Origin of the sequence: Shouchella shacheensis (assembly GCF_001484965.1) — a bacterium.
Classification (GTDB): domain Bacteria; phylum Bacillota; class Bacilli; order Bacillales; family Bacillaceae_D; genus Shouchella; species Shouchella shacheensis.
Window position 1 is genome coordinate 1 of sequence record NZ_LLYY01000022.1, and the last position, 23,491, is coordinate 23,491.

A 23,491-nucleotide genomic window follows, 5' to 3' on the forward strand; every position below is an offset into this window, starting at 1 on the left:
TTAATTTTGAGGTCCGTTCATCTTTTTGGAGACTTTTTCAGTGGCCTCCATTTCTTCCAGGGTGTATTTATTGCGTTAATTGTTTTTACTTTTGTGAATAAGTCTGCAAAAAAAGGAACTACCAATGGTGCTATCATTGAAAATAGGTCTAATTAAAAAAATTTCGCCACATTTCAGTGCGGTGCCATATCATGAACGAGCAAAAGTTCTTGGTAGTTCATATATGTACATATTTTCCTCTGATCGAATTGAAGCTCCCTGCAATGGTTGGTTACAGGGAGCTTTGTAGACCAACCATTATCTATTTTCACTCCGAAATGTCACAAACCACAAGCCCAGACATAGGAGTAATACTCCTGCGGCTACCAAGTACACGAACCGCACACCCATGGTTTCAGCAATCAACCCCACCGTTAACGCCCCGATGCCGAACGCTAATGTAGTAACGGCTTCGTTAACTGCATAAACGTGAGGCAATTTTGCTGTGGCGACTTTCTGCTGCAAAATGGTATGCACCCCAACCCCTCGTAGCTGTTGGAAGATCCCAATCCCCACCGATAGCAATAGAGCCATAAGAGGTACGGTAAGGAAAGCAAAGATTCCAGTCACAAGCGCCGATCCAAGAAACTCAATCAGCACGATCCGTGTAAGTTGACGCTGTAAAAATTGCTCGCGTGCATAAACGATAACTCCTGTCAGGATCAGCCCGAGAAAGAAGCTAGCATTCATCCATCCCCACCAGACCTCGGAAACCCCAAGGGCTTCTTCAACGAAGATATAGACATTCGCTGCAATCCAAACAACCCCTACCGCCGCATCCATGAATGAAACGACAAGGATGTTCCGAAGCCAAGAAAGGCGTCGTACTTCACTCCAGCCTGTGAGCATTTCCATAAAGGGGGAGCTTTGTTGCGTCTGTTCTCTGGTCACAGGTGCTTCTCGTCTAATCGTCCAGAAAATAATTGTTGCGATAACATACAGAGCAAAAACCACTATCAATAAGGGCTGCGCACCGAACATGGCAAGGAATACGCCACCTAACGCCCAGCAGCTAAACTCCACCGTTTGATAGACGATAGCCGCTGTGCTGTTCGCTTTTACAAGTGCTTCGTTTTGCACAACCCGTGGAATAAGTGCATCGCTTGCGGGATTAGAACATCCATCAAGAAAAGCGAGAAGGCTTATGAGGATGAAGATCAAAGACAGTTCCCCATAGAAAGCGACCAAAATTAGCAGCACAAAGAGGGCCGACTTTAACCTTTGTGCTGAGAGAAGAATCATTGGTAACGAGTAACGCTGAAAGAAAACGGGAACGACCAGGCCGGAAACAAATCGCGTAAATGTGATCGTAACAGGAACGAGACTCATGAGAACGGGCGAAGCACTGGCCTCATAGATGATCTGCATTAAACAGACGATATAGAGCACCATGCCTGCACCGTTAAAAGCTTGCCCTGTCAGAAGGCGCGTAAAGGCACTAACAACCATATCCAATCTCCCTCTCTGCTTCAATTTTCTGTTGTGTTAGAGAGAGGAAGAGTTACATAGGAATGATCGCTCCTTACCTTAGTGATAGTTACGTTGCTATATACGCTAATGAAATGACGTTATTCTTTAACCGTTTACATCCATTCGATAACATAATTTTCCTCATCGGTCCGTTTTCTTTATTCGTGGCACCCATATATGTTTTAGCCTTACAATCTTTCTGCAATCTATATAACCCCAATTTATGAAGGGTAGCGCCGTGACCCACCCCCTTATACTTCGGGTGCATACCTAACCAGAATAACCGCCCCTCTTGATCGGTATCTGGCTCAATATGCGGAAACACAATTCCACCAGGCTCTCCATTAACCAGATAAGCCGTGAACATTTCACTATATTGAGTAGGAAGTTCTATTTCCATGCTGTTTAGATATTTCTTTGCTCTACTCTTGTCAACATTCATAACTTCTGCTAATAAATGGATTGATTTATGATCCGTAGGCGACCATACAACATAGTCAAAATTCACCTTCTCTATTTCCTTTGAGAATGCCTTTGTATATAATACCCTTTCTCCTACAGTATTCATGAGTTCCCGAGTCCTATGTAACTTTTCAAGTACATGCGCAGGACATTCAAACGTTACTCTTTTATAGCCATAGGTTGGAGCAACAACAAGAAGTTCTTCTATCAATAAATCTACGGAATCAGAATTTCTCACATCCTGTTGAAATACTTCTAACATGATAGTAGTGTCATTTTTTATACTATGTATGCCATAATGATTCAGTCGATTTAATAGACTATACACTTGTCTCTCCCCTTTTAAATAAAGTAAGAGCATATCTTGTACCCATTTCTGCCCCATACCTCTTAACTATAAAACTCCATATGAGGCTTTTCCCGCTTATAATACGCCAATCGATCTTGCAACGTACCCGTATGAAATTCGAACTTGTGGCCATCCGGGTCCGTGAAATAAATAGATTTCTTATCCTTTTCATCCCTAGGACGACCGGTTAAGATGTTGACGCTCAGGCCCTCTAATTTCTTATAGACACGATCAAATTCAACTTCATCAATGGAAAAAGCAACATGAGTGTACGACTGACGTATTTCATCACGGGGAATATCGTTCTCCAAATTAAGAGCCAGCCACATGCCGTTCAAATCAAAATAAGCCGTGCTCCTTCCTTTAACCAGTAGCTTCGCCTCGAATACATCTTGATAAAACGCAATGGATTTTTCCAGGTCTGAAACAGAAAACAAAAAATGATTAAGTCCCTTCACAACCAACTCTATCACCTCAACAAAATTATTCTAAATAACGTACATTCTCTTAAATGATATGAAGGATTTGGTAGCCAATGAACGCAGCCACGCCCCATATAAAGATAGCGGATATTTTATTCATGGCGGCAATCATGGTTCCTTTCTGATCGAGCCTCCGAACGGTTTTTCCCATCAGCGCCAGGATGACAAACGCTACCCATGATACGAGAATACAGGCCAACCCAAACGCCCATTTCTCCGCAACTTCTGTATATTGAATCGAGTTTGTGCCAATCACACCGACCGTATCTACTACTGCGTGGGGATTGAGCAATGAGACCGATACGGCAAAAAGGATTTGTTTTCTTCCGGACATCGCTGCGTGCTTTTGATGCACTTCTTCGGCATTGCTTTGCCAGATGGACCAACCAATGTAGATCAGAAACCCAAAGCCAAGGACATAAAGGATGAACTGCAGCTCCGGGATTGTCATCACCACCACAGAGACACCCAGTATAGCAAGCAGAACTAAAATAGTATCGCACAGGGCTGCTGTAACCACCACAGGCATGGTTCGCCTTAATTTTTGATGGGCAGCACCTTGGTTGAAAATGAAAATGTTTTGCGGCCCTAATGGGAGAATTAATCCGATGGATAAAATAAAGCCATGGAAAAAGGAACCAAGCATAAGACCCTCCCTTCGTCAATATCACCGAAGACCTTCTTATTCGTATGGGACCTTTGAAGAAATCAAGAAAGGCTTGTGATTTTGGCTCATGAAGTAAACGCCGTGATTAAGCACTAAGAACGCTAACCCTTTTAGTCAAGGACAGCGCTCTGATGATTTACGTTTTTTACGAATCCAAAGATGTTTTAAACACATAACTGACTCTGTCATACCCCATCTTCTCCTCATAAAAGCGGTGAGCATCGGTGCGCTGTAGCCCCGATGACAAGGCCACATGGTCATAGTTATTTTCTTTGGCCCATTCATGTACGTAGGAAAGGAGTCTTTCCCCATATCCGTTTGAACGCATATGTTGTTCCGTCACGAAATCACAGACCCACACAAAGCGCCCGTAATAAAGAGTGATCATCGGTTTAAATCCAACCACTGCAGCCATTTCTCCTTGTTCATACAAGGCGAACAATCGATACATATCCTTTTCTTTGGCCTCCAACACCAAATCGAGATACGCTTTTTCATCAAGGTGTGTACGCAGCTGATTCATCACGGGAAAGGCTGCAAGGATTTCCTTCTGTGTTTGAAGTTCTTTAATGGTTGGCGGATTCATTGGTACGCTCCTTTTTCAAATGAGGTCCACTTATTTTCTCATTCGACTTTTAATCATGAAATCCTGCTCATGCAATGCAAACATGGCGTACCTTCTCCATTTTCGTTCGTAATACAATTCGATTCCATCACTTATTTTGAGATTCATAGTTTCGACTCCAATAGTTTAAATACCAGAAAAAGCGCTAGTAGTATAGTTTAGTCTTGATTTGCTAGTATAGTACTTTTTTGAAAACAAATTCGTTGCTCGAACTACCCTTAAAAAAATCTGCATTCTCAATATAATCGATACATTTAAAACCTAAATTCTTAACAAGTTTAATTGAGCGTTTGTTTCGAGTATCTATATAAGCATAGTAACTAAAGTCTTTAAATTTACTATTTAAATCAGCTATCATCATTGACAACGCCTTGCTTGCATATCCTTCTCCCCACACTCTTGGATCTAAAACGTATGCCATCATGATACTGCTTTTATCTAATAGCACAGTTGCTTGAAGAGTGCCGATGTATTCTTTTTTTACAAAGGAATAGATAGCATAATTCAACCAAATCTCTTCTTCTTTTAAAGATCCCTTTTCTAAGATTTTGTACCTATCCTTTAATGCCTTTATAGATACTGGAGCATTCTCCGGAATATAAGTGTAAATTTTGTCATCTTGCAAAATGTCATAGAGATGTTCAGCATGATGACTATTCAACTCTTCCAAAAGGAGATCTTCTGTTCTTTCTCTACTTTGGTTCACTATTAACCCCCTCGTATAGTATGTTTAGGCCTAGAAATCCCAGGCCACTTTCTCTTCCTTGCGGACGTAATCCAAGGGTTTCTTCTTGGACGTCTCTAGATATTTCTAGATAATGGTCTTAGGATCATTTGGGACAATTCTTTCCCTCCTTGTAGCTCGACTACACGAAAAGACTGTTTCTCAGTGTACGTGCGGCACTTCCTACTCGCAGGCTGAGCCCTCGGCCTCTCGAACTCGGAATCTAGTAGCCCTGAGGCGGCTTTGGATGCCGAAGGAGTTCTGATACACGAGGTTGATGATCGGCGTTCACACTAGAGATATCTCGAGGCGTCCAAGAAAGGCCCATTGATTCTAAATCGAAAGGAGGATTTTCCCTTATGCGCTATTTTGTAGGCTTAGACGTGAGCTCCCGTGATATGAAAGTGTGTGTGCTTGACCAAGAAGGCGGGCAACTGGCTGCCTTTACGGTGACCAATGACGTGCCCGGAGCGACGGTGCTGAAAGAAAGACTGATGGAGATCATCGCCGATACAGAGGTTGACATCCTAAAGATCGGTCTAGAATCTACCTCCGTCTACAGCTTTCATCCATCGATGTTCTTGCATTATGACCCGGACCTGCAAGCCTATGGCGCCCAAGTGTTTGTCATCAACCCGAAGCAGATCGCCAACTTCAAGAAGAGCTATGCGGATATGAACAAGACCGATGAAATCGATGCCTTTGTCATTGCCGACTACATGCGCTTTGGACGCAATCAGATGTCCGTTGTGAAAGAAAGTCAGTATGTCGCTCTTCAACAGTTGACACGAACACGCTATCACTTGATTCAGGCGATGACCAAGGAGAAACAGCACTTTCTCCAGCATTTAAGTTTCAAGTGCAACACGTTTTCTCAAGAAGTCGATTCCTCGGTCTTCGGGCACGCGATGATGGAACTCTTCTTAGAAAAATATAGCCTGGAAGAACTGGCCCAGCTGCCACTTGAAGAACTGAGCGCCTTTTTGCAGGAAAAAGGCAAAAACCGGTTCCCGGATCCAGAAGCCGTCGCCACCTCGATCCAACGCGCGGTGCGCTCTTCGTACCGTTTGGACAAGGTGGTTGAGAATTCATTGGACGTCCTTCTCGGGACATCCATTGAACTGATCCGCTCCTTTCAACGCCAGATCAAAGAGATTGATAAGACGATTACACGCCTCATGGATGGGGTCACGCAGACCTTGGCATCCGTTCCCGGCATTGGGCCCGTCTTTACGGCAGGCATCATCGCTGAAATCGGACAGGTGGAGCGTTTTCCAGATGAGACGAAGATCGCCAAATTCGCCGGCCTCTATTGGCGAAAACACCAGTCCGGCCGCTTTACCGCTGAAGATACATCGCTCACGCGTCATGGCAACCAGTACTTGCGCTACTACCTCGTTGAAGCCGCCAACTCGGTCAGAAAGCAAGTACCGGAATACCAAGATTTTTACGCGAAGAAGTATCAGGAAGTGCCCAACCACCAACACAAACGTGCCCTCGTGCTAACCGCAAGAAAACTCGTGCGCTTGGTGGATGCGCTACTACGCACCCGTCAACTCTTCTCGCCAGAAAGGGGCGTGAAGCTCTGACCCATTTCCGTCAGAGAGCTACCTTTCGTATTTTCCAGTAAATACCATTAATTTACTGGTCTGGTTTCGTGCGGTCTTTTTTTCGACGACAGGTCTTTGACAACCAAATAAATCGGTTTTCTCAACTTGACATACTACCGCAGGTCTCTTCGGTTATAAGAGGTGCTTTTGTGGCCGTCATGAATAGGCTCCCTTAATGCCTTAATTCTTACCATTCTTTCACCCCCACTGACGATAACTCCTTGAGAAAAATAGTTAAACAGGCAGAGAGCCATTTGTTTTTGTGATACGCCGTGTAAATGCCGGCGTACTCATCAGAAAGTTCAATCTCTGATGCTCTCAGTATCCCGTTCTCAATTTCGGTCTTGACTGCGAAGAATGGCAATAAAGAAGTCCCTAGTCCGCTCATAACACATTGCTTTATGGATTCAATACTCGGGAGTTCTACGATCTCACCTGATCGTTCCCCCATTTTCTGCACATATTCCTCAAAAGTAGGGCGCCAGCTGCACGATCGTTCTGGTAGGAATATTGTTTCTTCCGAAGTAGGCTGATTCGTACCAGTGGGAGAACCAACGAGAACCAGCTTTGACTCTGTTAATTTTTTAATCGTTAATTCGTTTGATTGCCAACCTGACATTTCTACAAAAAGAACCACATCATAATCTCCACGTTTTAGTTGTTGCGTGACATTTTGATAATCAATCGCTTTAACCTCCAGCTGGATAGTCGGATATTTTTCCATAAAAGATGGAATGAAATGGGGGAGCCAGTAAATCATTAACGATTCAGAAACACCAACGGTCAGTGTCCCAGAGGGTTCCTCATCTCCTCTTGCGGCCTCTATGGACTCGTGATATAGATTGATCATTTCATCAACATATGGATAAAAGCGTTCCCCTGCCTCCGTTAGAATGACGGTTTTCCCAAGCCTGTCAAACAATGGAGCCCCCAATTCTTTTTCTAGTTCTTTGATATGTGTCGTTACAGACGACTGAGCGTATCCCAGTCTCTCTGCAGCTTTTTTGAACCCTCCGACATCCACAATGGTTTTAAATGTTACGAGTTGTCGCTGTTCCATGCGGTCTCCCTTCATTCAATAAAGTTGAACCATTCATTCAAATATATCTATTTTACCGAATTATAAACCCATTATATAATAAAGTCACAACAAACGAAAAACGAATAAGGCTCATCAGCATTTAAAGAACGGGGAGAGGTTCTATTGTGTTTTACTTTCTATTGATACTATCCATTGTGCTTGAAGTACTCGGGGCTTCCTTTATGCCAGCTGCCTCTAGCAATTGGACCATGTTTATCGTCGTTATGGGATTTTGGTATACAGCACTTTTTCTATACATTCATTTAACCAGTCAGTCAGAAGTAGGCATTATCAGTGCTGTATTTACAGGTGGAGGAACGGTTTTTATTGCTATGTCAGGAATTATTCTTTTTGGAGAAACGATTTCATTTCTGAAATTCCTTGGTATTGGTTTAATTATTGTAGGAGTGATTGGTATCACTGTAAACCCAACATCTTCTTCGGGAAAGGAGTCCACACATTAAATTGGGATATTTCTTGTTAGTCCTTAGTCTAGTCACTTCCATACTCGCCAATATCTGCGTAAAATTATCCTATGGTTTCACAAAGAAGTTAGCCAGTATAGGAGCATTCGTCTTTTACGGTCTATGCGCACTATTTTTAGTCTTAACCGTGAGATACATGGAGCTAGGGGTTTTATACGGGATTTGGGCAGGCCTCACTGTAGCAGGGACAGCCTTATTAGGAATGGTTTTCTTTGGAGAAAGCAGTAGCCGAAGAAAGTTCATTTCCATCGGTATCATTATAGTTGGTGTGGTTCTGTTACAATTGGAACCCCTTTAATGCAGAGGGGGGGTTATTTCTAATAGGCCTTATACCCATATCCAGCGCAACCTCTTGCTCCATTCTCGCGCCTCGTTTGACGAATATCACCCTGCAGCTCTAGCGCCCGTTAGAAGATCTAAGAAATCGTTAACGTAAGAATTTTTCAAAATAAATACACTCATCATCTGTGTGCGTAACCGTGTACCCACATCTTTTATATAAAGTTATAGCACTATCCCAATCTAAATTGGTTTCAACGGTTATTTTCAGCAAGTCCTTTCTTATTGCATAGTTCTCTAGTTGCTTTACTAAAGCACGACCTAATCCCATTCCTCTTAACTTTTTGTTCACAGACACACGCTCAATCCTAACCACACGATCACCTTCATAAGTTAAACCACCAGTGCAAACTACTTTATGATGATATATACCAACCAAAAAAACACAATTATGATGACTATAATAGGTCAGGATGTTATTCAAATCACTGTTGTACAAGGGATTGATCTCTCCAAATCTTTCTTTTAACCCTTGCAAGACAAGATTCCTTGCATCAGCTACACAATCTCTATCCACTTTTTTGAACTGAAGATTTTCCATTGAACTTATTTGCTCGCTTTCCATATCGTCCACCTGTCTTGTTCAGTAATACGACCATCTGGAATGGAGTGATCAATATCATTTACAAGTGAAAGTATCTCCTCATCTGATAATTCATGGAGAATTGATCGACCCGTTCTAGCCTTAATATCCTCGAATAGATCTTCCTTGTTGGTATAAATTTCTCGTTCTTCCCAGATCTTTATTTCTTTAAGTGAATGGAAGCCCGTTTTTTCAAGCTCTTGTTTAACTAAAGTTGAGCTATATCGTCTTTTCTGCTCAATCTTTCTAAGATGTGGGAATAAGGAGAAAATAAAACCTCTTATATGTTGGCTGTCTCCTTTTAAGAAACAGTCCTCAGGAGTTCTATCTTGTATTAAAAGAGAGCCACCTGGCGTTAAAATTCTATGAGCTTCTTGAAAAAAAGGTGCTAGATCGTCAAGGTGATGAATAAGTGCTCTCCCCAACATTAATTCAGCATATTGATTGGGTAAAAGAGTATCATATGCTGTACCTACTGAAAATTCTATTTCATTATACATTTTGCAATTTATTTTAGCTCCGTCAAGCATGGATTCGGAGAAGTCAACTCCAGTTACTTTAGGGATACCTAGATCAGCAAGTTCTTTTGCATAAATCCCTCCACCTGTTCCAATATCAACAGCTCGTTTTACTTCAGGCACCTCAATTAATGTTTTAACAGCAATCACCCAAGAATCACTGGCTTTTCTTGTTGTATAACTGTATTTGTTTTTCTCATCATGAAAGTCAATTCCCAAACAAATCACTCCAATAATGTAACAGGATTCAAGTTGCAACGTAACCAACAACTCTATGATAGCGTTATCGTTCCACACTGTAGCCCTAATAAACATATGGGCGCAAGCTCTTGCCCCCTTCTAGCGCCTCTCTTGCAGCTATGATACATTCTCGTTTCACTAAAAGTAGCATTATTTGTTCCATTGAAGAAATTCTAAACGATTCCCGAACGGATCGTTTACATAAAAACGCTTAGCGCCTTCCAGCGGCTCCCCTTCTTTTACCTCAACCCCTTTATTGATGAGTCTTTCACGCAATGCTTCTAAATTCTCAACATGAAAAGCAGGGTGTGCCTTTTTAGCAGGAATGAAGTCTTCTTGAATGCCAATATGCAATTGATGTGTTCCGCATTGAAACCAAACACCCCCACGTTTTGATAAATTTACAGGTTTTGGAATCTCCTTCATGCCAAGAATACTGCTAAAGAAATTACGGGCCTCATCCTCGCTAGCTTTTGGTGCAGCCAGTTGAACGTGATCAATTCTAGTGAAAGAGTATAACATAATCACACACACCATCCTTTTTAATTTCGTTTGTCATATAAAAGTATACCTCGAATCATTTATAATTTATAATGTTTGTTTCTTATCAAAATAAATAAGTATTTCTTATCACATGAATATGTAGCCTACAGAACTTCCCGTTTAACAGAGCTAGAACCGTACACTAAAACCGTCAAATTCATGAACCCCCGTGCCAAACCTAACAAGTTCGTTTTCTCTTAGAAACTTAACCGCCAGCTTCACTTCCTTTAAAATGTCCGGGTCCAGGCCTAAGGTATTATGGGAACCATACACCATTGAAACGTTTTTTATCTCTGATATTCTCTCCAAAGATTGAACCAAATCAATTGGATTCGCTGAGGGAAAAAATGCATACACAGGCGTTTCATCATACAGCAAATCGCCCGTGAACAAATACCCATTCGTCTCATCAAAAACACATAGATGGCCTGGTGAATGCCCTGGAGTATGGTATATCATTAATTTTCTGTTCCCCATATCCATGACATCCCCATCTGCTATAAGCCCCGCTGGTTCTCCTTGATACGGCGTATAGGTAGTAGGATCAAAGGTTTCTGGAGCAGGTATAGTAATATCTCGGCCTATATCTTTTCTTATTTGTTCTAGAGGCAGCCCCTTAATGCCGTTCCTAAGCCAGTCTGAATCCTTCTCATGGACATAGATCCTCTCAAATTCACCGTGGCCTCCAATATGGTCTGCATGAACATGGGTCGTCAGAACGGTGATGGGCAGGTTTGTAAGTTGATCGGTGATTCTTTTTATCTGATCAATCCCAAGACCTGTATCAATTAACGCAGCCTTTTCTTCCCCAATTAATAAAAATGAATGCACGTTCTCCCAATGGCCGTATTCGCTAATGGCGAATGTGCTACTATCAATTTCTTGTATTGTAAACCATGAATCCCTAATCATTAGAAAAACTCCCTTAGTCCGTAATCTGGCCCTTCAAAGTAACGGGTGCCATGCCTTATGGCCTTAATCCCCATGGTTCTAGCTGTCCAATGACCGTTTTCTTCTTTCCATCTTTGATTGCATCAATGACGCCCTCTGAGATTTCGTGATGTGTTAACCATCTTGATCGTTGCTCTCCTACCATAAAGCCTAGTTGTATATCATGTTTCGTACAGTGGCTAGGCAAAGAAACCTGAGATTGTATCGATTTCAAACTTTCGCTGCTTCCCTTAATATGATAAAAATCAAAGGGCTCTTTTTGGTTAGCCCTTACTTCTTTGAGGATAGCAGGAATAGCGTGCGGCGCGTTACTATGTATCCAAGTCACCATTACATCAATGGGGCCATGCATGTTTATGGCTTCCCTGACTGCTTCTTTTAAAGCCTCGGTCTTTTTATAATCCAAAGAAAGTAAGTTTAGCCCCGTTCCTGACTCAGATAACTGAGTTAACCTCTCCTTGTTTCTGGCTAGGATTGATGTATGAGAATACTTTTTACTCAGCCACACGGATACATCCCGAAGCATCCCTGTCCCTCCAATAATAAATGCGTGCTGCAACGGACCAGTCCTCCCTCTTGTTGCAAGTTTAAATAAATGGAACACCTCTATAATCCGGATTATTCATAGAACGCTCTCAAAAGAGCCTTCCCAGTGAAAAATCGACGAAAATGTCATTTTGTTGACGTTCCGAACTCTGCACGTGGCTTTTTTGTTGTTCCTATGGCTGCCTGGCCCTATTTCTCCCATACAGGGGGGCACTTCCTCTAAAAGGGCAGACGTATTCTAGGAACACGAACAAACAGAACGTATATTCCCACTTTATACGGACGTTTCCGAGCTAACTGAACCCCGGTAACCGTTGAATCTCTTTCAGCGTTTGTAAGAATTCCTTTTGGTACACGCAGTGACTGCTGAGCTTGAAGGTGAGATATCGTGCGGACCAACTGATGCGCCCGGCGATCTTAATCAGTTGTAAACGCACTGTAGCGATCGAAGGTTTGGTCTCTGCGTCCACACCCACTACTATATCAGACCGACTGAACTGAAATGTAAAAAGAGCGACAATAACCGCTCTTTTAATCCATTTAATCTTCATATGTAAGTCCGTAATAATCTTCAAGTAATATTTGAAGTTCATCCAATTTATCTTCAGATATAATGCCTTTATAATCGGTTAAATCTTTTTTGATGACGGGTTGGGTAAGTTGTAACTGGCCTAAACAATCAACAGCTACATTGTCATGACTTGAATGTAATTCCAAATCGTACCTCTTTTTTAAATCTGTTCGAGGAGATAAAGGAGCGATGGTAACGATGGGGCAAAGGGGATGGTAATTCTCAATGTTGTTAGAAATCACCACCACCCATCTTTCATCATGCTGCCACCGTTTGCCTATTTTATCCGCTTGAGGGATGCTGACCTCAGCATCTTTAATGACCCATACAGAGCCGAATGAAAATTCCCGGCGATCAAATAATGCTCTGCGATCGGCATACCTAGATCTCGACATTGCTTACCCTCTTCCTCAAATCTTCGAATTCTTTATACTGAGAAAGAAGGTTAGCATAGTACTCCTCATCGGTGCCCCTGCTCGTGTCTTGTTCTTGGAGTCTTTGTCTTGCCAGGCGTCTTTTTTCACGGGTGGATTTATAGACAGGCTTTGATTCAGACATATCAATCAGCCTCCCTAAATGTTTTTCCCCTGCGCCTTCCGTTTTTAAAATATTCGCCATTGGAGGGGTGGCATATGCCGCCTCAATGACGCCGTTATAATCTTTATTCCTCAATTCTTCCGAGACAAAACTTGCTACGAATTCAGCTTTTTCATCTAATGCATAGAACGAGGTATCATCTGTTTGGAGACTGTGACTGTAGGATGTCCCGTTGTAGCGGTTTTTATAAGTGGTCACAAAGATAACACCTTCGGCTTCGAGTTTCATAACGGTCTGAACGATCTCTGTATGATTCGGACCATACAGGTAGCGTTCAAATGTCAAGCCGCTGTAGGCTTCTCCGAATAGCTGCTGAAAATAATATTCAAACAAATATACATATTTCATTAACTCTGTTCTTCCCAATGAACGATGGGCGTTTTCAAGGAAAAATACGAGTAGATTTTCTATCTTCATCATATTCACTTCCCCCATTTTATGATCCTTTTCTAATTATAGAGGATAATCACAAGTAAAATGAACCTTTTTATTTAATTTTACATTATTTATTTTTATAATGGCTCATTTCATCCGAACTCCACGCAGCGGAGTGTGCATCGACGTTGAGTGGACCCCTTTCCCTGTGCCTCCGATAATAAATGCATGCGGCAAAGGACCAGCTCTTTCTTATCTAATATAACATTATAAGTTTTAATAAAAGGAACACTTCTATAGATTAAACACTCTTGAGAAATATTTTTTCATCCAAACACTGAACCCTGAACCTTCAAACACAAGAACCAGCCACCAACACCTAAAAGCAGAGCGAGGGAAAGAGGAAAAGCCGATCGTAATAGAAGAGCTACGATTAAAATTAAAACGGCTGTTGCTGGAAAACCCCATAGAACCCCCGTGGCAAACTGACTGATCTCCTCAGCACTTTTCCCTTGAAAAGAAAGCCAGAATAAACTCAATAAACTTATGAGAGGCAGCGCAGCAATAACACCACCAACCGATGGAGATCGCCGTGCAACTTCAGTGATAATGCCAATGACTAACGCAGAGACAAGGATTTTTACTATCGTGAACATGCTTTAGCCTCCCTGCTTAAAATCGCAAAGGCGTTTTTTATTGTCTCAATTTCTTCTTTTGTCATGCTATCAAGAATAGACGATAGCTTTTCTTCATTGAGTTGTGTATTGTGTACCAAAATGTTTTTGCCATCTGCGGTTATCACAACGTGGACTCTCCGTTCATCCTCAGTACTTCTTATTTTTTTAACCCACCCCTTTTGAATGAGTCGCTTCACATGTTCAGAAGCTGTATTGTGACTGACGGACAGAAAGTGAGACAACTCACCAACAGTTGCTTTGCCGTTAAAATCGAGATGTTGGAGCAAACGTATAGCTTGGTGGGTAATCGGATCTTGATGTTCATAGTGCAGGTGATAATAAATTTCTGTCCAATTTTGATTAATCGTTTTACATAGGGGTTTATTCATGATTCGGCTCCTTTATATCGTTTATTACGATATAATCGTATCATGTGATATCAAAGGGTTCAAGGGTAATCTTTCAATGCGGATTGAGTGTAGCTAAATTTAAAAAGACACAAACCACTACTAGTGTTTTGCGCCTTTAACTTCAATGGGAATTATTCACCCACTACACCCAAAACAACTTTAAATCCTTTACGTTCTTTCCTCATTCGCTTAAAACCCTCTTTTGAGTCCAACACCAAAACAATGTATCCAATCCAAATTCTTATGTATAGAGACTTCAACTTTATTGGCCCGACAACACCTTTTTGCTCGTATTCTTTGCCATCTTCCAATTCTGTTTCAGTCCTAACTAACCAAGTATTCCCTATGCCGCACTCGATGTATTTCAAACAGTGACCTCTTTCTGTAATTATTTTAGAACTTTCTTTTTTCAGAAAACCAACTTTTAGCGTATAACCTTATATTCGCAATATAGTTTTAACTGTTTAACGCCAGCTCGATAACCATCTGATTTTTATGACCATCACTAAATAAGGGCAAATCACTGTCTAAATAATTTTTCTTAATATAATCAACGACATTATCTAGAAATGGATAGAGTGCATAAAAATAACCTTTTGCTTCTTCGTTTAAGTCATTTGGGACTGTGTAACCCGTGCTAACAGGAATTTCTTCTAAATCTTGGTTGCTCATCCCCAAGTGCAAATGCCTATCATTGACTAATGTTGCAGTTCCTTCACTACCGTAAATGCTTAATTTAGATCCCTCGGCATGATTAACTCCAGTAAATACTTGAAGTGAAAACGTCATGTCATTGTCCATTTTCCCATGCAGAAAGAACGCATCATCCGCATCTCTCTTCTCTTCAGCGGCTTGTTTGACGTGAGTATGTGTGAACCCTTGTATAAAGGACACTTCATGATTAGACAACCATAATAGAGCATCAATCATGTGTGCACCAATAGCACCAAGCAAGACTAGGGGTATTCCTAGTGCGCGTCCGCTTCTTGGATAACTATTCTCTACAATGCTAAAACCCACTTTTCTTCTACCAAATCTTTATTAGACTTATTCTCAACCCAGGTTTCCATTAATTTAAAACCGCTTCTTTCGTAAATCTTTCTCGCTGCTTCTAACTCTTTATTCGTGAGCAACATTACTTCTTGTACGTTTAAACTTCTGCAAAAACGTATCGCTTGTTCTACTAACTTCTTTCCCCATCCACCACCTCTTATGCTGGGATCAACAAGAAATAAACCCAACTGTGCCGTTCGTTCATTAACTATTTTGATACTGATTGACCCTTTTTGTTCCCCATTTAGCTCTAAAATCCATATGTTTTCCTCAGCACTAGACCTTTCAATAAATCTGTTGACACTTTCAGCGATAAAATTCTTGAAGGATAAATCATAACCAAATTCCCTGTTATAAAGTTGATAATGTGAATGAATAATATAGTCTACATCTTCTGCCTTAAACGTGCGTATCATTTTAACCCTCCCTAACCTATTCGTATGCCTTCTGCTTTCATCACCATTAAGTCAAGCTTAATTCATAATGATAAAATGGCGAACCCCGCTTGTATCCGCTTTTTTCATAATTTCTTCCCCATTTGCATACGCGCCCTATCATTTTTAATAGTCCAATTGACGCAGATACAAGAGCATCTCGCGTTCATTCAAATGTTTTAAGCTGTAGTTGCGGATCTTGCTGTCAATTTTCTTTTGTTGCTTACTTCCTTTGCTGAAGAAATTGACAATATGAAAAAATAGGGATCCCCAAATACTTCCCCAACCATTAAATCCCAGATGAAAGCCCATTTCTTCTGTATCTGATAAGGGTTGTTGCGTGCTTTGCACAAATTCTGTTTTAAACTCTTCCTGAATGAGAATGTAAGATTCTTTATTCTTTAACGCGAAAAGCAATTCTTCGGCGTTATTGGCTTTAAAATACCCATCCCTCTCTTTCGCTTCCAACAAGTGAACCCCCTTAACAGTACTGTTTTATTTCAATTTTAACACAATATATCCGACAAAGTAGCCCGATTCAGAAGATGCTCGGTATTCGCTATTCCGTTCAAAAAAGCGCCCTAATTTTGAAGACTATACGATTGATCTCTTACTACAGCCGTCTCAGGATTGAACTTTACAAATAACCAATTTATATCCCCTGGAACAGCCTTAAAACGTGGATCCCATCTTTCTTCGTCTCCCATATATCGGCTCAACAACCGTTTTACTCTTAATCCATCTTGCGGCACAAGGTGTGCGCTCCCTCTAAAACCAACATGATGTACCAGACCTGTATCAATACTGAAATCTATGATGCCAATCGAACATCTTGGAAACCTCTCAATTCTTTCTGGAAAAGAATCTGAATGGTAATTGCCGATAATCCAGATTGATTCACTTTCCCATAAAAACCATACTGGTGACTCACGAGGCCCTTCCTCATGATAAGTTGATAAATGCGCAAATAGGGGACGTGAAAGAATTTCTTCAAGTAAGCGTCGGGACGTTTTCTTCTCATCAATAATCTTCATACAAACAACCTCCTACGCAAGATCACCTTAACTATACCATTCACACTGGTTAAACGCATGAGAGAAGTAACAAATACGTATGTTTGAATTCGATTCAGAAGGACGTCTTCCGCTTATTTTGTAACGGCGCCCGATTCTTGTCACTCTCACGTGTGGCAGTTGATCTAGACATGGAATACTGGACAACAATGAGGGATTATTAGTGGCATTAAATTGGGACGTACAACTGCCCGTATTAACCAACAAATGGATTTTCACAAAAATAAATGGCTCACCCCTCAATTACATGGTTTTGTAGACCTGAAAAAGGCGTACTTTGCTGCAGAAATTGATCAGTCATTTGGTGGTGAGCAAAGATAATTACGAGTGATGATCTGTCTGCACTAATCATACCCAAGAGCTTTATACGAAAAAGGGCGCTGATCTTTGTTATGAAAAGCGCTCCGATAGCTGAACCCTACTTCCCAAACAGATAATTGAATAAAATATATCCCATAAACAACAGATGTTCTTCGTCGTAATTATTATTCGTCTTTAATTCGTAAATTGCTCCGTGAAGCCGATCCGCTGTTGCCATGTGAAGTTCGTTCTTATAAATTTGTGTTTGTGAACCGATCATAGATGCTTGGTAATGATATGTGTTCTCTTTATACTCTAAATACAAATTCTTGTTGAGTATTTCTTTATTTTTATACTCAACACGAGTACGAACAAAACCTATTTTTTCACCATTTCTGTAAATGAGCCATTCAGGGTCTCTATGTATTTTTCGCTCCTCCACTCCTTTAAAGACAACGTTGTCTCCATTCGAGAATGAAAATTTAAGATTCAAATACCAAATACCAGGACTCTTCATGGTGTCTGCGACCACTCGTTTCCACCACTTGTTGTAGAAACGCTGATATGTACCTATGTGAACCTTGCCATTATACATTTGCTTAAATGTCGACGATACACGATCTCCCAAGTGAGTAACATAGTACTCCTCATTCAATCCAGGTTCAAAAGCTTTATCTTTATCGTATTGCCATTTCATAATGACATATACAAGTATTGAGCCAACTGGAAACAGAATCAGTAACATTAGCTGTTCGAGTTCGAACTCTCCTAAAAAAATAAAGCGAAGGAAAAGCCCAATAAATCCTGCGATAAATAGTAAAATAAGTTTACTCAAAAAAAAAACAACCTTTCTAAATGCTAATACAACATCGTATTGCTAACAACTTCTTGAAACCGTACGCAGCAAGCGTACAACTTATGTCATCACCGAATTCCACTTATCTACTTTCACTCTCAAATGATCTAACAAATCACATTCATCTACACTTAATTTATAGAAAAGAGCCAAAGCAACGATCATCACGTCAACACATTCTTCTTTTACATCTGATAAACCTAATTGCTTATATTCACTTCCATTTGCTTGCCTATATGAAAGCATGGCCTGAGAGGTTTCCCCTACTTCTTCCGTTAATTTAAGTACCATTTGCTCAAGTGTCTTCTTTTCTTTGATACTGAGTTCCTTTATCTCCCTTAGTATTTCTTCCATGATCTCGCTTCCTTCCTGCTCAAAGGTAATTTCAGACTAATTATAACCTATTTTCAAGATTGTCTATTTTAATATCCCTTCGAAGCTGCTCTAAAAATTTATTTGCTGCATTCGAAAACACCTGATGTTTTTTCCAGATAATATTTAAGTTGACCTCCAGTTTGGGGTGTAATGGTTTAAAGCAAAGGTTGCTGTTTCCCGAGGTATTAATCAGTTTATCTAAACATAAGGCATACCCAAGATTTTCTTCCACCATACGTGCAGCGTTGTAAAGTAAGTTGTAGGTTCCAGTAATCGTTAAATCCTCAATAGTTTGTCCAAACCATCCGGATAGCTCATTACTGACAGCGGTTTGACGTGAAGTTAATAGAGGTTTATCTAGTAAATCGATTGGCTGAATCGATGGCTTCTCCGCCAAAGGACTATCTTTGCGCATTAAAACGCCCCAAACGTCTGTAGCGGGTAATTTTACGTACTCGTATTTTTGCTTATTTGTTGGTTCTATGACCACACCAAAGTCTAGCAATCCACTGTCTAACTTATCCGTAATATCATCCGCATTGCCACTGTATAAGTGAAACTGGATACTTGGATAATCTTTTAGTAACGATTTTAACGTTTTGGCAATTAGATGCATCGCTTCTGTTTCGCCACCACCGATGGTTATTTCTCCGCCAATCATTTCTATGGATGGGTTAAAATTAGCTTCCGTTTTATCTACTAATTCCACAATTTCTTTTGCTTTTTTTAGTAAGAACCCCCCTTCATCTGTTAACGTAATTTTTCGATTTCCTCTAATGAATAAAGGAGTACCCAATTCTTTTTCAAAATCACTTAATTGCCTCGATAACGACGGTTGGGATAAATGTAAATATTGTGCTGCAGCCGAGATGCTCTGCTGGTTCGCTACCGCAATAAAATACCGCAACAATCGGATTTCCATAATGAACTCCTTCCTATATCTAAAGAGCATATCAACGTATTTGATATAGGTATTTGTTATCTGAATCGTATCATCTTATCATGGTATTGAAAAGGATACGACTCTCAGGAGGAGGAGTTATATATGGCGGTTAAAGATAAAGTGATTGTGCTTATGGGTGCATCAAGCGGGATTGGCGAAGCCACAACGAAGTTACTTGCAGAACAAGATGCCAAGTTAATCATAAGTGCACGCCGTTTGGATCGTTTAGAGGCAATCAAAGAAGAATTCCCGGAAGTAGACATTCTTATTCAGCAAGCAGATGTAACCAACTTTGAAGATGTCAACAAAGTCGTGGAGCTTGCTATGGAGACTTGTGGTAGGATTGAGAGCCAAATTTGATGCATTAAGCGAAAATGCAATCGAAGCTGAATCAGTCGCTCGTGTACTTGCGTTTGCCATTAACGAAGAAGAACATGTGGCAGGCATTAAATGAAGTAATTATCCGTCCTACCGAGCAGACACTCTAATCGGGCACCCCTATACTTAGAAAGACAGGTGATTGCAAGCATGAATACGGAAGAATTTATTGCCTATTGCAAAGCAGGAAACTCGATCTCCGGAGAGGATAAGGAGCTCCATGGACGGTTAACGCAATGTAGCTTCGAAGCTCAGAGAATCACGATGGAACTCAATACATCCTATCATTCAAAAGACGAAATCGTAGAGATTTTTAGTGAACTGACAGGCAACCATGTTGATTCGTCCTTTATGTGTTTTCCGCCATTCTATACAGACTTTGGCAAGAATATCACGATTGGAAAAAACGTGTTTTTTAATACAGGATGTTCATTCCAAGATCGAGGTGGCATTAGCATAGGAGACGGTGCATTGATTGGAATGAATGTCACGATTTCTACGCTTAATCATGGATTATCCATGGAAGCAAGAAACACAACCTACCCATCTTCCGTTATCATTGGTGAAAATGCATGGATTGGATCGAGCTCATCCATACTACCCGGAGTGACAATTGGGGACAACGCTATTGTTGCAGCAGGAGCAGTGGTCACTAAGGATGTCCCAGAAAATACGGTTGTCGCAGGAGTTCCAGCGAAAGTTGTAAAAAAAGTATAATAATGAAAGGCAGAGGAAGTGGAAGAATAATTCCTCCACTTCCTTTCTTGCCATATGATTGGAGAACTTCTCTCACCGATTGTTTATGAAACAAGCCTCAGTCCTACGATCGCCACGACAACCATCCCCAAGAACATTAGACGTATGCGATCGGCCGAATCATTGTAAAAGATCATCCCTACCACCGCGCTTCCCACGGTCCCCATCCCCGTCCAAACAGCGTAAGCCACGCCTAGGGGAATCGCTTGCATAGCAATGGATAATAAACTAAAACTGAGAAGGAATCCTCCAACAAGAAAGAGAAAACCCATTCCCTTTTCCCCTTTTGCGATTTTTTGGATGCCGGTTACACCAACGACTTCAAAGAGCCCTGCGATAATGAGAACAAACCAACTCACGAGCGAGCCCTCCTTTCTGACGTATCCCCTGACTTATCACCTGTGACCACTTTCAAGCCGATGACTCCAATCAGCAGAAGGGCAACAAATACGAGCATCCAACTATTAACGGCAGCATTAAAAAAGACGATATCCACGACGACTGTGCCAACGGTTCCTAAGCCAGCGAATACAGCGTAAACCGTACTCGTGGGAAGGACAGTTGCCGCTTTAACTAGCAGCACAAAACTAACCACAATAGCGATCCCAGTGAACGTCCATGTGAGCGTATCATTTGCATATTTAAGTCCTGTTGCCCAACCCACTTCAAAGATAGCGGCAATGACGACAAGAAACCACTTCATCTTCATTTTGCAAACACCTCTTCTTATGGTAAAATGAACGAAAAACTAACTAACGGTAGTAAGTTTAGCACATGCGCATGATGATAGGCAATCCGTTTTTTAGCACGTCTAAGAACAAAGGAGGGGATCACCAATGTCAAAAACGACACGAGACAAAATCATCCAGGCAGCACTTTCATCGTTTGCGACAAGTGGGTATGACGGCACTACGCTTGCACATATCGCAGCATCGGTCGGCATCCAAAAGCCATCGCTGTACAATCACTTTTCGAGTAAAGATGAATTATTCTTTACAGTGGCTGAACAGGTCATGGAAGAATTGATAAGCGTGATGACAACGAGTTCGAACGAGCATCAGGACAAGGCCATCGATGAACGAATCTATGTAGTTTTGAACAACAGCACTGATTTTATTTTTCGAAAACATGAAGGGATGATGTATAAACGTCTAATGATATTCCCTCCTACCGCTCTTGCTGAAGAGTTACGAGACCTTTGCCAATCGGGGGATGCAACAATTGATCAGCTACTCTTAAATTTATATGAGCAGGGGGTAAAGGAAGGGGAATTAAGTGATGAGTCTTTTTCCACGTTTAGAGCGGGTTTCTATTGTTTGATGGATGGGTTGTTTACGGAACGTTTTATTTATCGGGAAGAAGAGTTCCGGGAACGTTTGGAAGGCGCATGGACGGTGTTTTGGCGAGGGGTGTCAAATGGGAAGGGTCCATAATTGGAGATGCTGCTTTTGACGAAGATCGATCAAAACAGGTTCTTACCTTTTCGTTCCAAGGAATCTTTGCAAAGGTGTTGGATTATTTCCTAATTCCATTATTCCATGAAAGGAGGTTTGTTTCATCAGTGGGAAGAAAAATAGAATCAAAAGGTGTTGTTATTGTCATCTTAACAGCAGCTTTTTTATTTACGTTTAGTCAATTCCTTTTAATCACAGCCTATCCAACGATTATGGATGAATTTGATCTGAATGCCACTCAAGTACAATGGCTCACTACGGCTTTCTTACTCACAACCATTGTCTTAATCCCAATGACAGGGTATTTGTCAAATACGTTTTCATCAAGAACCCTTGTTGTTTTTTCGCTTTCCTGTTTACTCGTTGGTACGGTCATCGGGGGACTCGCTCCAAACTTCGGTACATTAATTTCGTCAAGAGTTGTTCAGGCCATTGGTGCTGGCATCATCTTACCCTTGGTACAGACCATATTATTGACAGTGTTTCCATATGAACGAAGAGGGTTCGCGATGGGGCTTTTAGGTGCTGTTGTGAATGTAGCACCTGCCAGTGCCCCATCCATCTCAGGTATGCTTCTTGACGTTTTCAACTGGCGCTCGCTTCACTGGGTCCTACTGCCTATCGTGATGGTCACTTTACTTTTAGCGATCGTTGTAATGAAAGATGTGCTGGAGAAGCAACATGCGAAGTTAGATCTTCCCTCAATTAGTCTGTCTGCAATTGGATTTTCTTTTTTCATCTTCGGTTTAAGCAATATTAGTGTGTCAGGATTTTTAGACCTAATTGTCATCGTGCCAATCTTGATTGGCGTTCTATTCCTTTTCCTTTTTGTTCGCCGACAATTCGCCTTAGCCGTACCAGTTCTTAATCTACGATTGTTTCGTCACTCCACGTTCCGTTTGGCAATGGTTCTTATCTTTATTAATATGATGCTTCTTCTATCTGCGGAAACGATTCTACCGATGTTCGCACAAGATGTTCTAGGGACGAGTGCATTCTTCTCTGGATTCATCCTCGTTCCAGGAACCATTCTTCTATCGATCATGACCATTGTTTCCGGAAATCTATATGATCGGTACGGAGGTAAGAAAATTGCCGTTATCGGGTTTGCCTTTACGTTCGTGTCGTTACTCTTACTGAGCACTGTGAGGATGGACAGTTCGCCATACTGGATCATGGCCCATTTTTGTCTATTTATGATCGGTTTTGGATTAACGCTCATGCCTCTCGTTACTGTAAGTATGAACGCGTTAGACAATGGGGACATTCCTCATGGATCTGCCATTGTGAACACCGTACGCCAGTTTGGAATGACGTTTGGCATTATTGTTCTCTCCACGATTATAAGTATCACCACATCCACCATGGATACTTCATATGAAGTTGGTACCTACTGGGGAACGACGTATGCCTTGATTGTGATGGCTCTGTTGTCGTTACTTGCACTTGCGCTCACAACGTTTATCCGTGAGAACAAGGAACGAAGCTTGCTAAAATAGGCTCTCGGAATTCGAGAGCCGCTATT

General features: G+C 41.2%; 34 protein-coding genes. 7 read left to right on the forward strand and 27 right to left on the reverse strand.

Annotated elements, in window-relative coordinates:
* Positions 1 to 297 precede the first annotated feature (297 nt).
* From AVZ68_RS14380 to AVZ68_RS14405, 6 genes are all read right to left on the reverse strand, one after another.
* Positions 298 to 1,488: an MFS transporter gene (locus tag AVZ68_RS14380; RefSeq protein ID WP_059105265.1), complete on the reverse strand. Its 1,191-nt coding sequence runs from the start codon at positions 1,486 to 1,488 to the stop codon at positions 298 to 300.
* Between the two features lie 88 nt (positions 1,489 to 1,576).
* Positions 1,577 to 2,299 carry an N-acetyltransferase gene (locus tag AVZ68_RS14385; RefSeq protein ID WP_157404675.1) on the reverse strand — a complete coding sequence of 241 codons (723 nt, stop codon included), beginning with the start codon at positions 2,297 to 2,299 and terminating at the stop codon, positions 1,577 to 1,579.
* Between the two features lie 62 nt (positions 2,300 to 2,361).
* A complete protein-coding gene (gene fosM, locus AVZ68_RS14390) occupies positions 2,362 to 2,784 on the reverse strand; it encodes a FosM family fosfomycin resistance protein (protein ID WP_059105267.1) in 423 nt (140 codons plus the stop codon).
* Between the two features lie 43 nt (positions 2,785 to 2,827).
* Entirely contained in the window at positions 2,828 to 3,448 is a 621-nt protein-coding gene (locus AVZ68_RS14395) for a LysE/ArgO family amino acid transporter (RefSeq protein ID WP_059105268.1), read from the reverse strand.
* A gap of 166 nt (positions 3,449 to 3,614) precedes the next feature.
* Complete coding sequence (locus AVZ68_RS14400; RefSeq protein WP_059105269.1) at positions 3,615 to 4,055, reverse strand: GNAT family N-acetyltransferase; 441 nt, start codon at positions 4,053 to 4,055, stop codon at positions 3,615 to 3,617.
* A gap of 211 nt (positions 4,056 to 4,266) precedes the next feature.
* Positions 4,267 to 4,800 (reverse strand): GNAT family N-acetyltransferase, encoded by a 534-nt coding sequence (locus AVZ68_RS14405; RefSeq protein WP_059105270.1) that lies wholly within the window; start codon positions 4,798 to 4,800, stop codon positions 4,267 to 4,269.
* A gap of 377 nt (positions 4,801 to 5,177) precedes the next feature.
* On the opposite strand from AVZ68_RS14405, the gene AVZ68_RS14410 reads away from it, so the two are divergent.
* Positions 5,178 to 6,407: an IS110 family RNA-guided transposase gene (locus AVZ68_RS14410; protein ID WP_059105271.1), complete on the forward strand. Its 1,230-nt coding sequence runs from the start codon at positions 5,178 to 5,180 to the stop codon at positions 6,405 to 6,407.
* Between the two features lie 208 nt (positions 6,408 to 6,615).
* Here AVZ68_RS14410 and AVZ68_RS14415 read toward each other — a convergent pair whose 3' ends face one another.
* Positions 6,616 to 7,488 carry a LysR family transcriptional regulator gene (locus AVZ68_RS14415; protein WP_059105272.1) on the reverse strand — a complete coding sequence of 291 codons (873 nt, stop codon included), beginning with the start codon at positions 7,486 to 7,488 and terminating at the stop codon, positions 6,616 to 6,618.
* A 146-nt stretch (positions 7,489 to 7,634) separates the two neighbouring features.
* Between AVZ68_RS14415 and AVZ68_RS14420 the strand changes: the two genes are divergently transcribed.
* A complete protein-coding gene (locus AVZ68_RS14420; RefSeq protein WP_059105273.1) occupies positions 7,635 to 7,973 on the forward strand; it encodes a DMT family transporter in 339 nt (112 codons plus the stop codon).
* Positions 7,974 to 7,986: 13 nt separating this feature from the next.
* A complete protein-coding gene (locus AVZ68_RS14425) occupies positions 7,987 to 8,292 on the forward strand; it encodes a DMT family transporter (protein WP_245628151.1) in 306 nt (101 codons plus the stop codon).
* 129 nt (positions 8,293 to 8,421) lie between these two features.
* Here the strand turns inward: AVZ68_RS14425 and AVZ68_RS14430 are convergent, their stop codons facing one another.
* From AVZ68_RS14430 to AVZ68_RS14515, 18 genes are all read right to left on the reverse strand, one after another.
* The gene (locus AVZ68_RS14430) at positions 8,422 to 8,898 is read right to left on the reverse strand and encodes a GNAT family N-acetyltransferase (protein ID WP_059105275.1); all 477 of its coding nucleotides are present in this window, start codon (positions 8,896 to 8,898) and stop codon (positions 8,422 to 8,424) included.
* The gene (locus AVZ68_RS14435; RefSeq protein ID WP_059105340.1) at positions 8,880 to 9,653 is read right to left on the reverse strand and encodes a class I SAM-dependent methyltransferase; all 774 of its coding nucleotides are present in this window, start codon (positions 9,651 to 9,653) and stop codon (positions 8,880 to 8,882) included. The genes AVZ68_RS14430 and AVZ68_RS14435 overlap by 19 nt, the downstream gene beginning before the upstream one ends.
* Before the next feature lie 171 nt (positions 9,654 to 9,824).
* On the reverse strand, positions 9,825 to 10,196 hold the full coding sequence (locus tag AVZ68_RS14440) for a VOC family protein (RefSeq protein WP_059105341.1): 372 nt from the start codon (positions 10,194 to 10,196) through the stop codon (positions 9,825 to 9,827).
* Positions 10,197 to 10,346: 150 nt separating this feature from the next.
* Positions 10,347 to 11,129 carry an MBL fold metallo-hydrolase gene (locus AVZ68_RS14445; protein ID WP_059105276.1) on the reverse strand — a complete coding sequence of 261 codons (783 nt, stop codon included), beginning with the start codon at positions 11,127 to 11,129 and terminating at the stop codon, positions 10,347 to 10,349.
* A gap of 55 nt (positions 11,130 to 11,184) precedes the next feature.
* On the reverse strand, positions 11,185 to 11,727 hold the full coding sequence (locus AVZ68_RS14450; protein WP_157404676.1) for a Rossmann-fold NAD(P)-binding domain-containing protein: 543 nt from the start codon (positions 11,725 to 11,727) through the stop codon (positions 11,185 to 11,187).
* Positions 11,728 to 12,007: 280 nt separating this feature from the next.
* Positions 12,008 to 12,307 (reverse strand): transposase, encoded by a 300-nt coding sequence (locus AVZ68_RS21080; protein WP_082676640.1) that lies wholly within the window; start codon positions 12,305 to 12,307, stop codon positions 12,008 to 12,010.
* Positions 12,255 to 12,680: a type II toxin-antitoxin system PemK/MazF family toxin gene (locus tag AVZ68_RS14460; RefSeq protein WP_059105278.1), complete on the reverse strand. Its 426-nt coding sequence runs from the start codon at positions 12,678 to 12,680 to the stop codon at positions 12,255 to 12,257. Before AVZ68_RS14460 ends, AVZ68_RS21080 begins: the two co-directional genes overlap by 53 nt.
* A complete protein-coding gene (locus tag AVZ68_RS14465; RefSeq protein ID WP_245628152.1) occupies positions 12,667 to 13,302 on the reverse strand; it encodes a Panacea domain-containing protein in 636 nt (211 codons plus the stop codon). The genes AVZ68_RS14460 and AVZ68_RS14465 overlap by 14 nt, the downstream gene beginning before the upstream one ends.
* 281 nt (positions 13,303 to 13,583) lie before the next feature.
* A complete protein-coding gene (locus AVZ68_RS14470) occupies positions 13,584 to 13,913 on the reverse strand; it encodes a DUF3147 family protein (RefSeq protein ID WP_059105279.1) in 330 nt (109 codons plus the stop codon).
* Entirely contained in the window at positions 13,901 to 14,323 is a 423-nt protein-coding gene (locus tag AVZ68_RS14475; RefSeq protein WP_059105280.1) for a MarR family winged helix-turn-helix transcriptional regulator, read from the reverse strand. Before AVZ68_RS14475 ends, AVZ68_RS14470 begins: the two co-directional genes overlap by 13 nt.
* A 152-nt stretch (positions 14,324 to 14,475) precedes the next feature.
* Positions 14,476 to 14,712, reverse strand: coding sequence for a DUF3977 family protein (locus AVZ68_RS14480; protein WP_059105281.1), 237 nt, complete (start codon positions 14,710 to 14,712; stop codon positions 14,476 to 14,478).
* Positions 14,713 to 14,800: 88 nt separating this feature from the next.
* The gene (locus AVZ68_RS14485; protein ID WP_157404677.1) at positions 14,801 to 15,364 is read right to left on the reverse strand and encodes a Gfo/Idh/MocA family protein; all 564 of its coding nucleotides are present in this window, start codon (positions 15,362 to 15,364) and stop codon (positions 14,801 to 14,803) included.
* Positions 15,346 to 15,813: a GNAT family N-acetyltransferase gene (locus AVZ68_RS14490; RefSeq protein WP_059105283.1), complete on the reverse strand. Its 468-nt coding sequence runs from the start codon at positions 15,811 to 15,813 to the stop codon at positions 15,346 to 15,348. Before AVZ68_RS14490 ends, AVZ68_RS14485 begins: the two co-directional genes overlap by 19 nt.
* A 144-nt stretch (positions 15,814 to 15,957) precedes the next feature.
* Positions 15,958 to 16,299: a hypothetical protein gene (locus tag AVZ68_RS14495; RefSeq protein ID WP_059105284.1), complete on the reverse strand. Its 342-nt coding sequence runs from the start codon at positions 16,297 to 16,299 to the stop codon at positions 15,958 to 15,960.
* Positions 16,300 to 16,412: 113 nt separating this feature from the next.
* A complete protein-coding gene (locus tag AVZ68_RS14500; RefSeq protein ID WP_059105285.1) occupies positions 16,413 to 16,865 on the reverse strand; it encodes a pyridoxamine 5'-phosphate oxidase family protein in 453 nt (150 codons plus the stop codon).
* Between the two features lie 457 nt (positions 16,866 to 17,322).
* Positions 17,323 to 18,039, reverse strand: a complete 717-nt coding sequence (locus AVZ68_RS14505) for a tubby C-terminal domain-like protein (protein WP_059105286.1) — start codon at positions 18,037 to 18,039, stop codon at positions 17,323 to 17,325.
* An 81-nt stretch (positions 18,040 to 18,120) separates the two neighbouring features.
* Complete coding sequence (locus AVZ68_RS14510; protein WP_059105287.1) at positions 18,121 to 18,414, reverse strand: MazG-like family protein; 294 nt, start codon at positions 18,412 to 18,414, stop codon at positions 18,121 to 18,123.
* A gap of 40 nt (positions 18,415 to 18,454) precedes the next feature.
* Positions 18,455 to 19,357, reverse strand: coding sequence for a LysR family transcriptional regulator (locus AVZ68_RS14515; protein ID WP_059105288.1), 903 nt, complete (start codon positions 19,355 to 19,357; stop codon positions 18,455 to 18,457).
* Positions 19,358 to 19,480: 123 nt separating this feature from the next.
* Here AVZ68_RS14515 and AVZ68_RS14520 point away from each other — a divergent pair, with 123 nt between their 5' ends.
* Together AVZ68_RS14520 and AVZ68_RS14525 are read left to right on the forward strand one after the other, a co-directional pair.
* On the forward strand, positions 19,481 to 19,738 hold the full coding sequence (locus AVZ68_RS14520; RefSeq protein WP_059105289.1) for an SDR family oxidoreductase: 258 nt from the start codon (positions 19,481 to 19,483) through the stop codon (positions 19,736 to 19,738).
* A 168-nt stretch (positions 19,739 to 19,906) separates the two neighbouring features.
* A complete protein-coding gene (locus tag AVZ68_RS14525; protein WP_059105290.1) occupies positions 19,907 to 20,473 on the forward strand; it encodes a sugar O-acetyltransferase in 567 nt (188 codons plus the stop codon).
* Positions 20,474 to 20,556: 83 nt separating this feature from the next.
* Here AVZ68_RS14525 and AVZ68_RS14530 read toward each other — a convergent pair whose 3' ends face one another.
* Both AVZ68_RS14530 and AVZ68_RS14535 read right to left on the reverse strand, forming a co-directional pair.
* Positions 20,557 to 20,871, reverse strand: coding sequence for a DMT family transporter (locus AVZ68_RS14530; RefSeq protein ID WP_059105291.1), 315 nt, complete (start codon positions 20,869 to 20,871; stop codon positions 20,557 to 20,559).
* Positions 20,868 to 21,215, reverse strand: coding sequence for a DMT family transporter (locus tag AVZ68_RS14535; protein WP_059105344.1), 348 nt, complete (start codon positions 21,213 to 21,215; stop codon positions 20,868 to 20,870). The genes AVZ68_RS14530 and AVZ68_RS14535 overlap by 4 nt, the downstream gene beginning before the upstream one ends.
* 133 nt (positions 21,216 to 21,348) lie before the next feature.
* Here AVZ68_RS14535 and AVZ68_RS14540 point away from each other — a divergent pair, with 133 nt between their 5' ends.
* Entirely contained in the window at positions 21,349 to 21,945 is a 597-nt protein-coding gene (locus AVZ68_RS14540; RefSeq protein WP_059105292.1) for a TetR/AcrR family transcriptional regulator, read from the forward strand.
* Between the two features lie 128 nt (positions 21,946 to 22,073).
* Positions 22,074 to 23,465 carry a DHA2 family efflux MFS transporter permease subunit gene (locus AVZ68_RS14545; RefSeq protein ID WP_059105293.1) on the forward strand — a complete coding sequence of 464 codons (1,392 nt, stop codon included), beginning with the start codon at positions 22,074 to 22,076 and terminating at the stop codon, positions 23,463 to 23,465.
* Positions 23,466 to 23,491 lie beyond the last annotated feature (26 nt).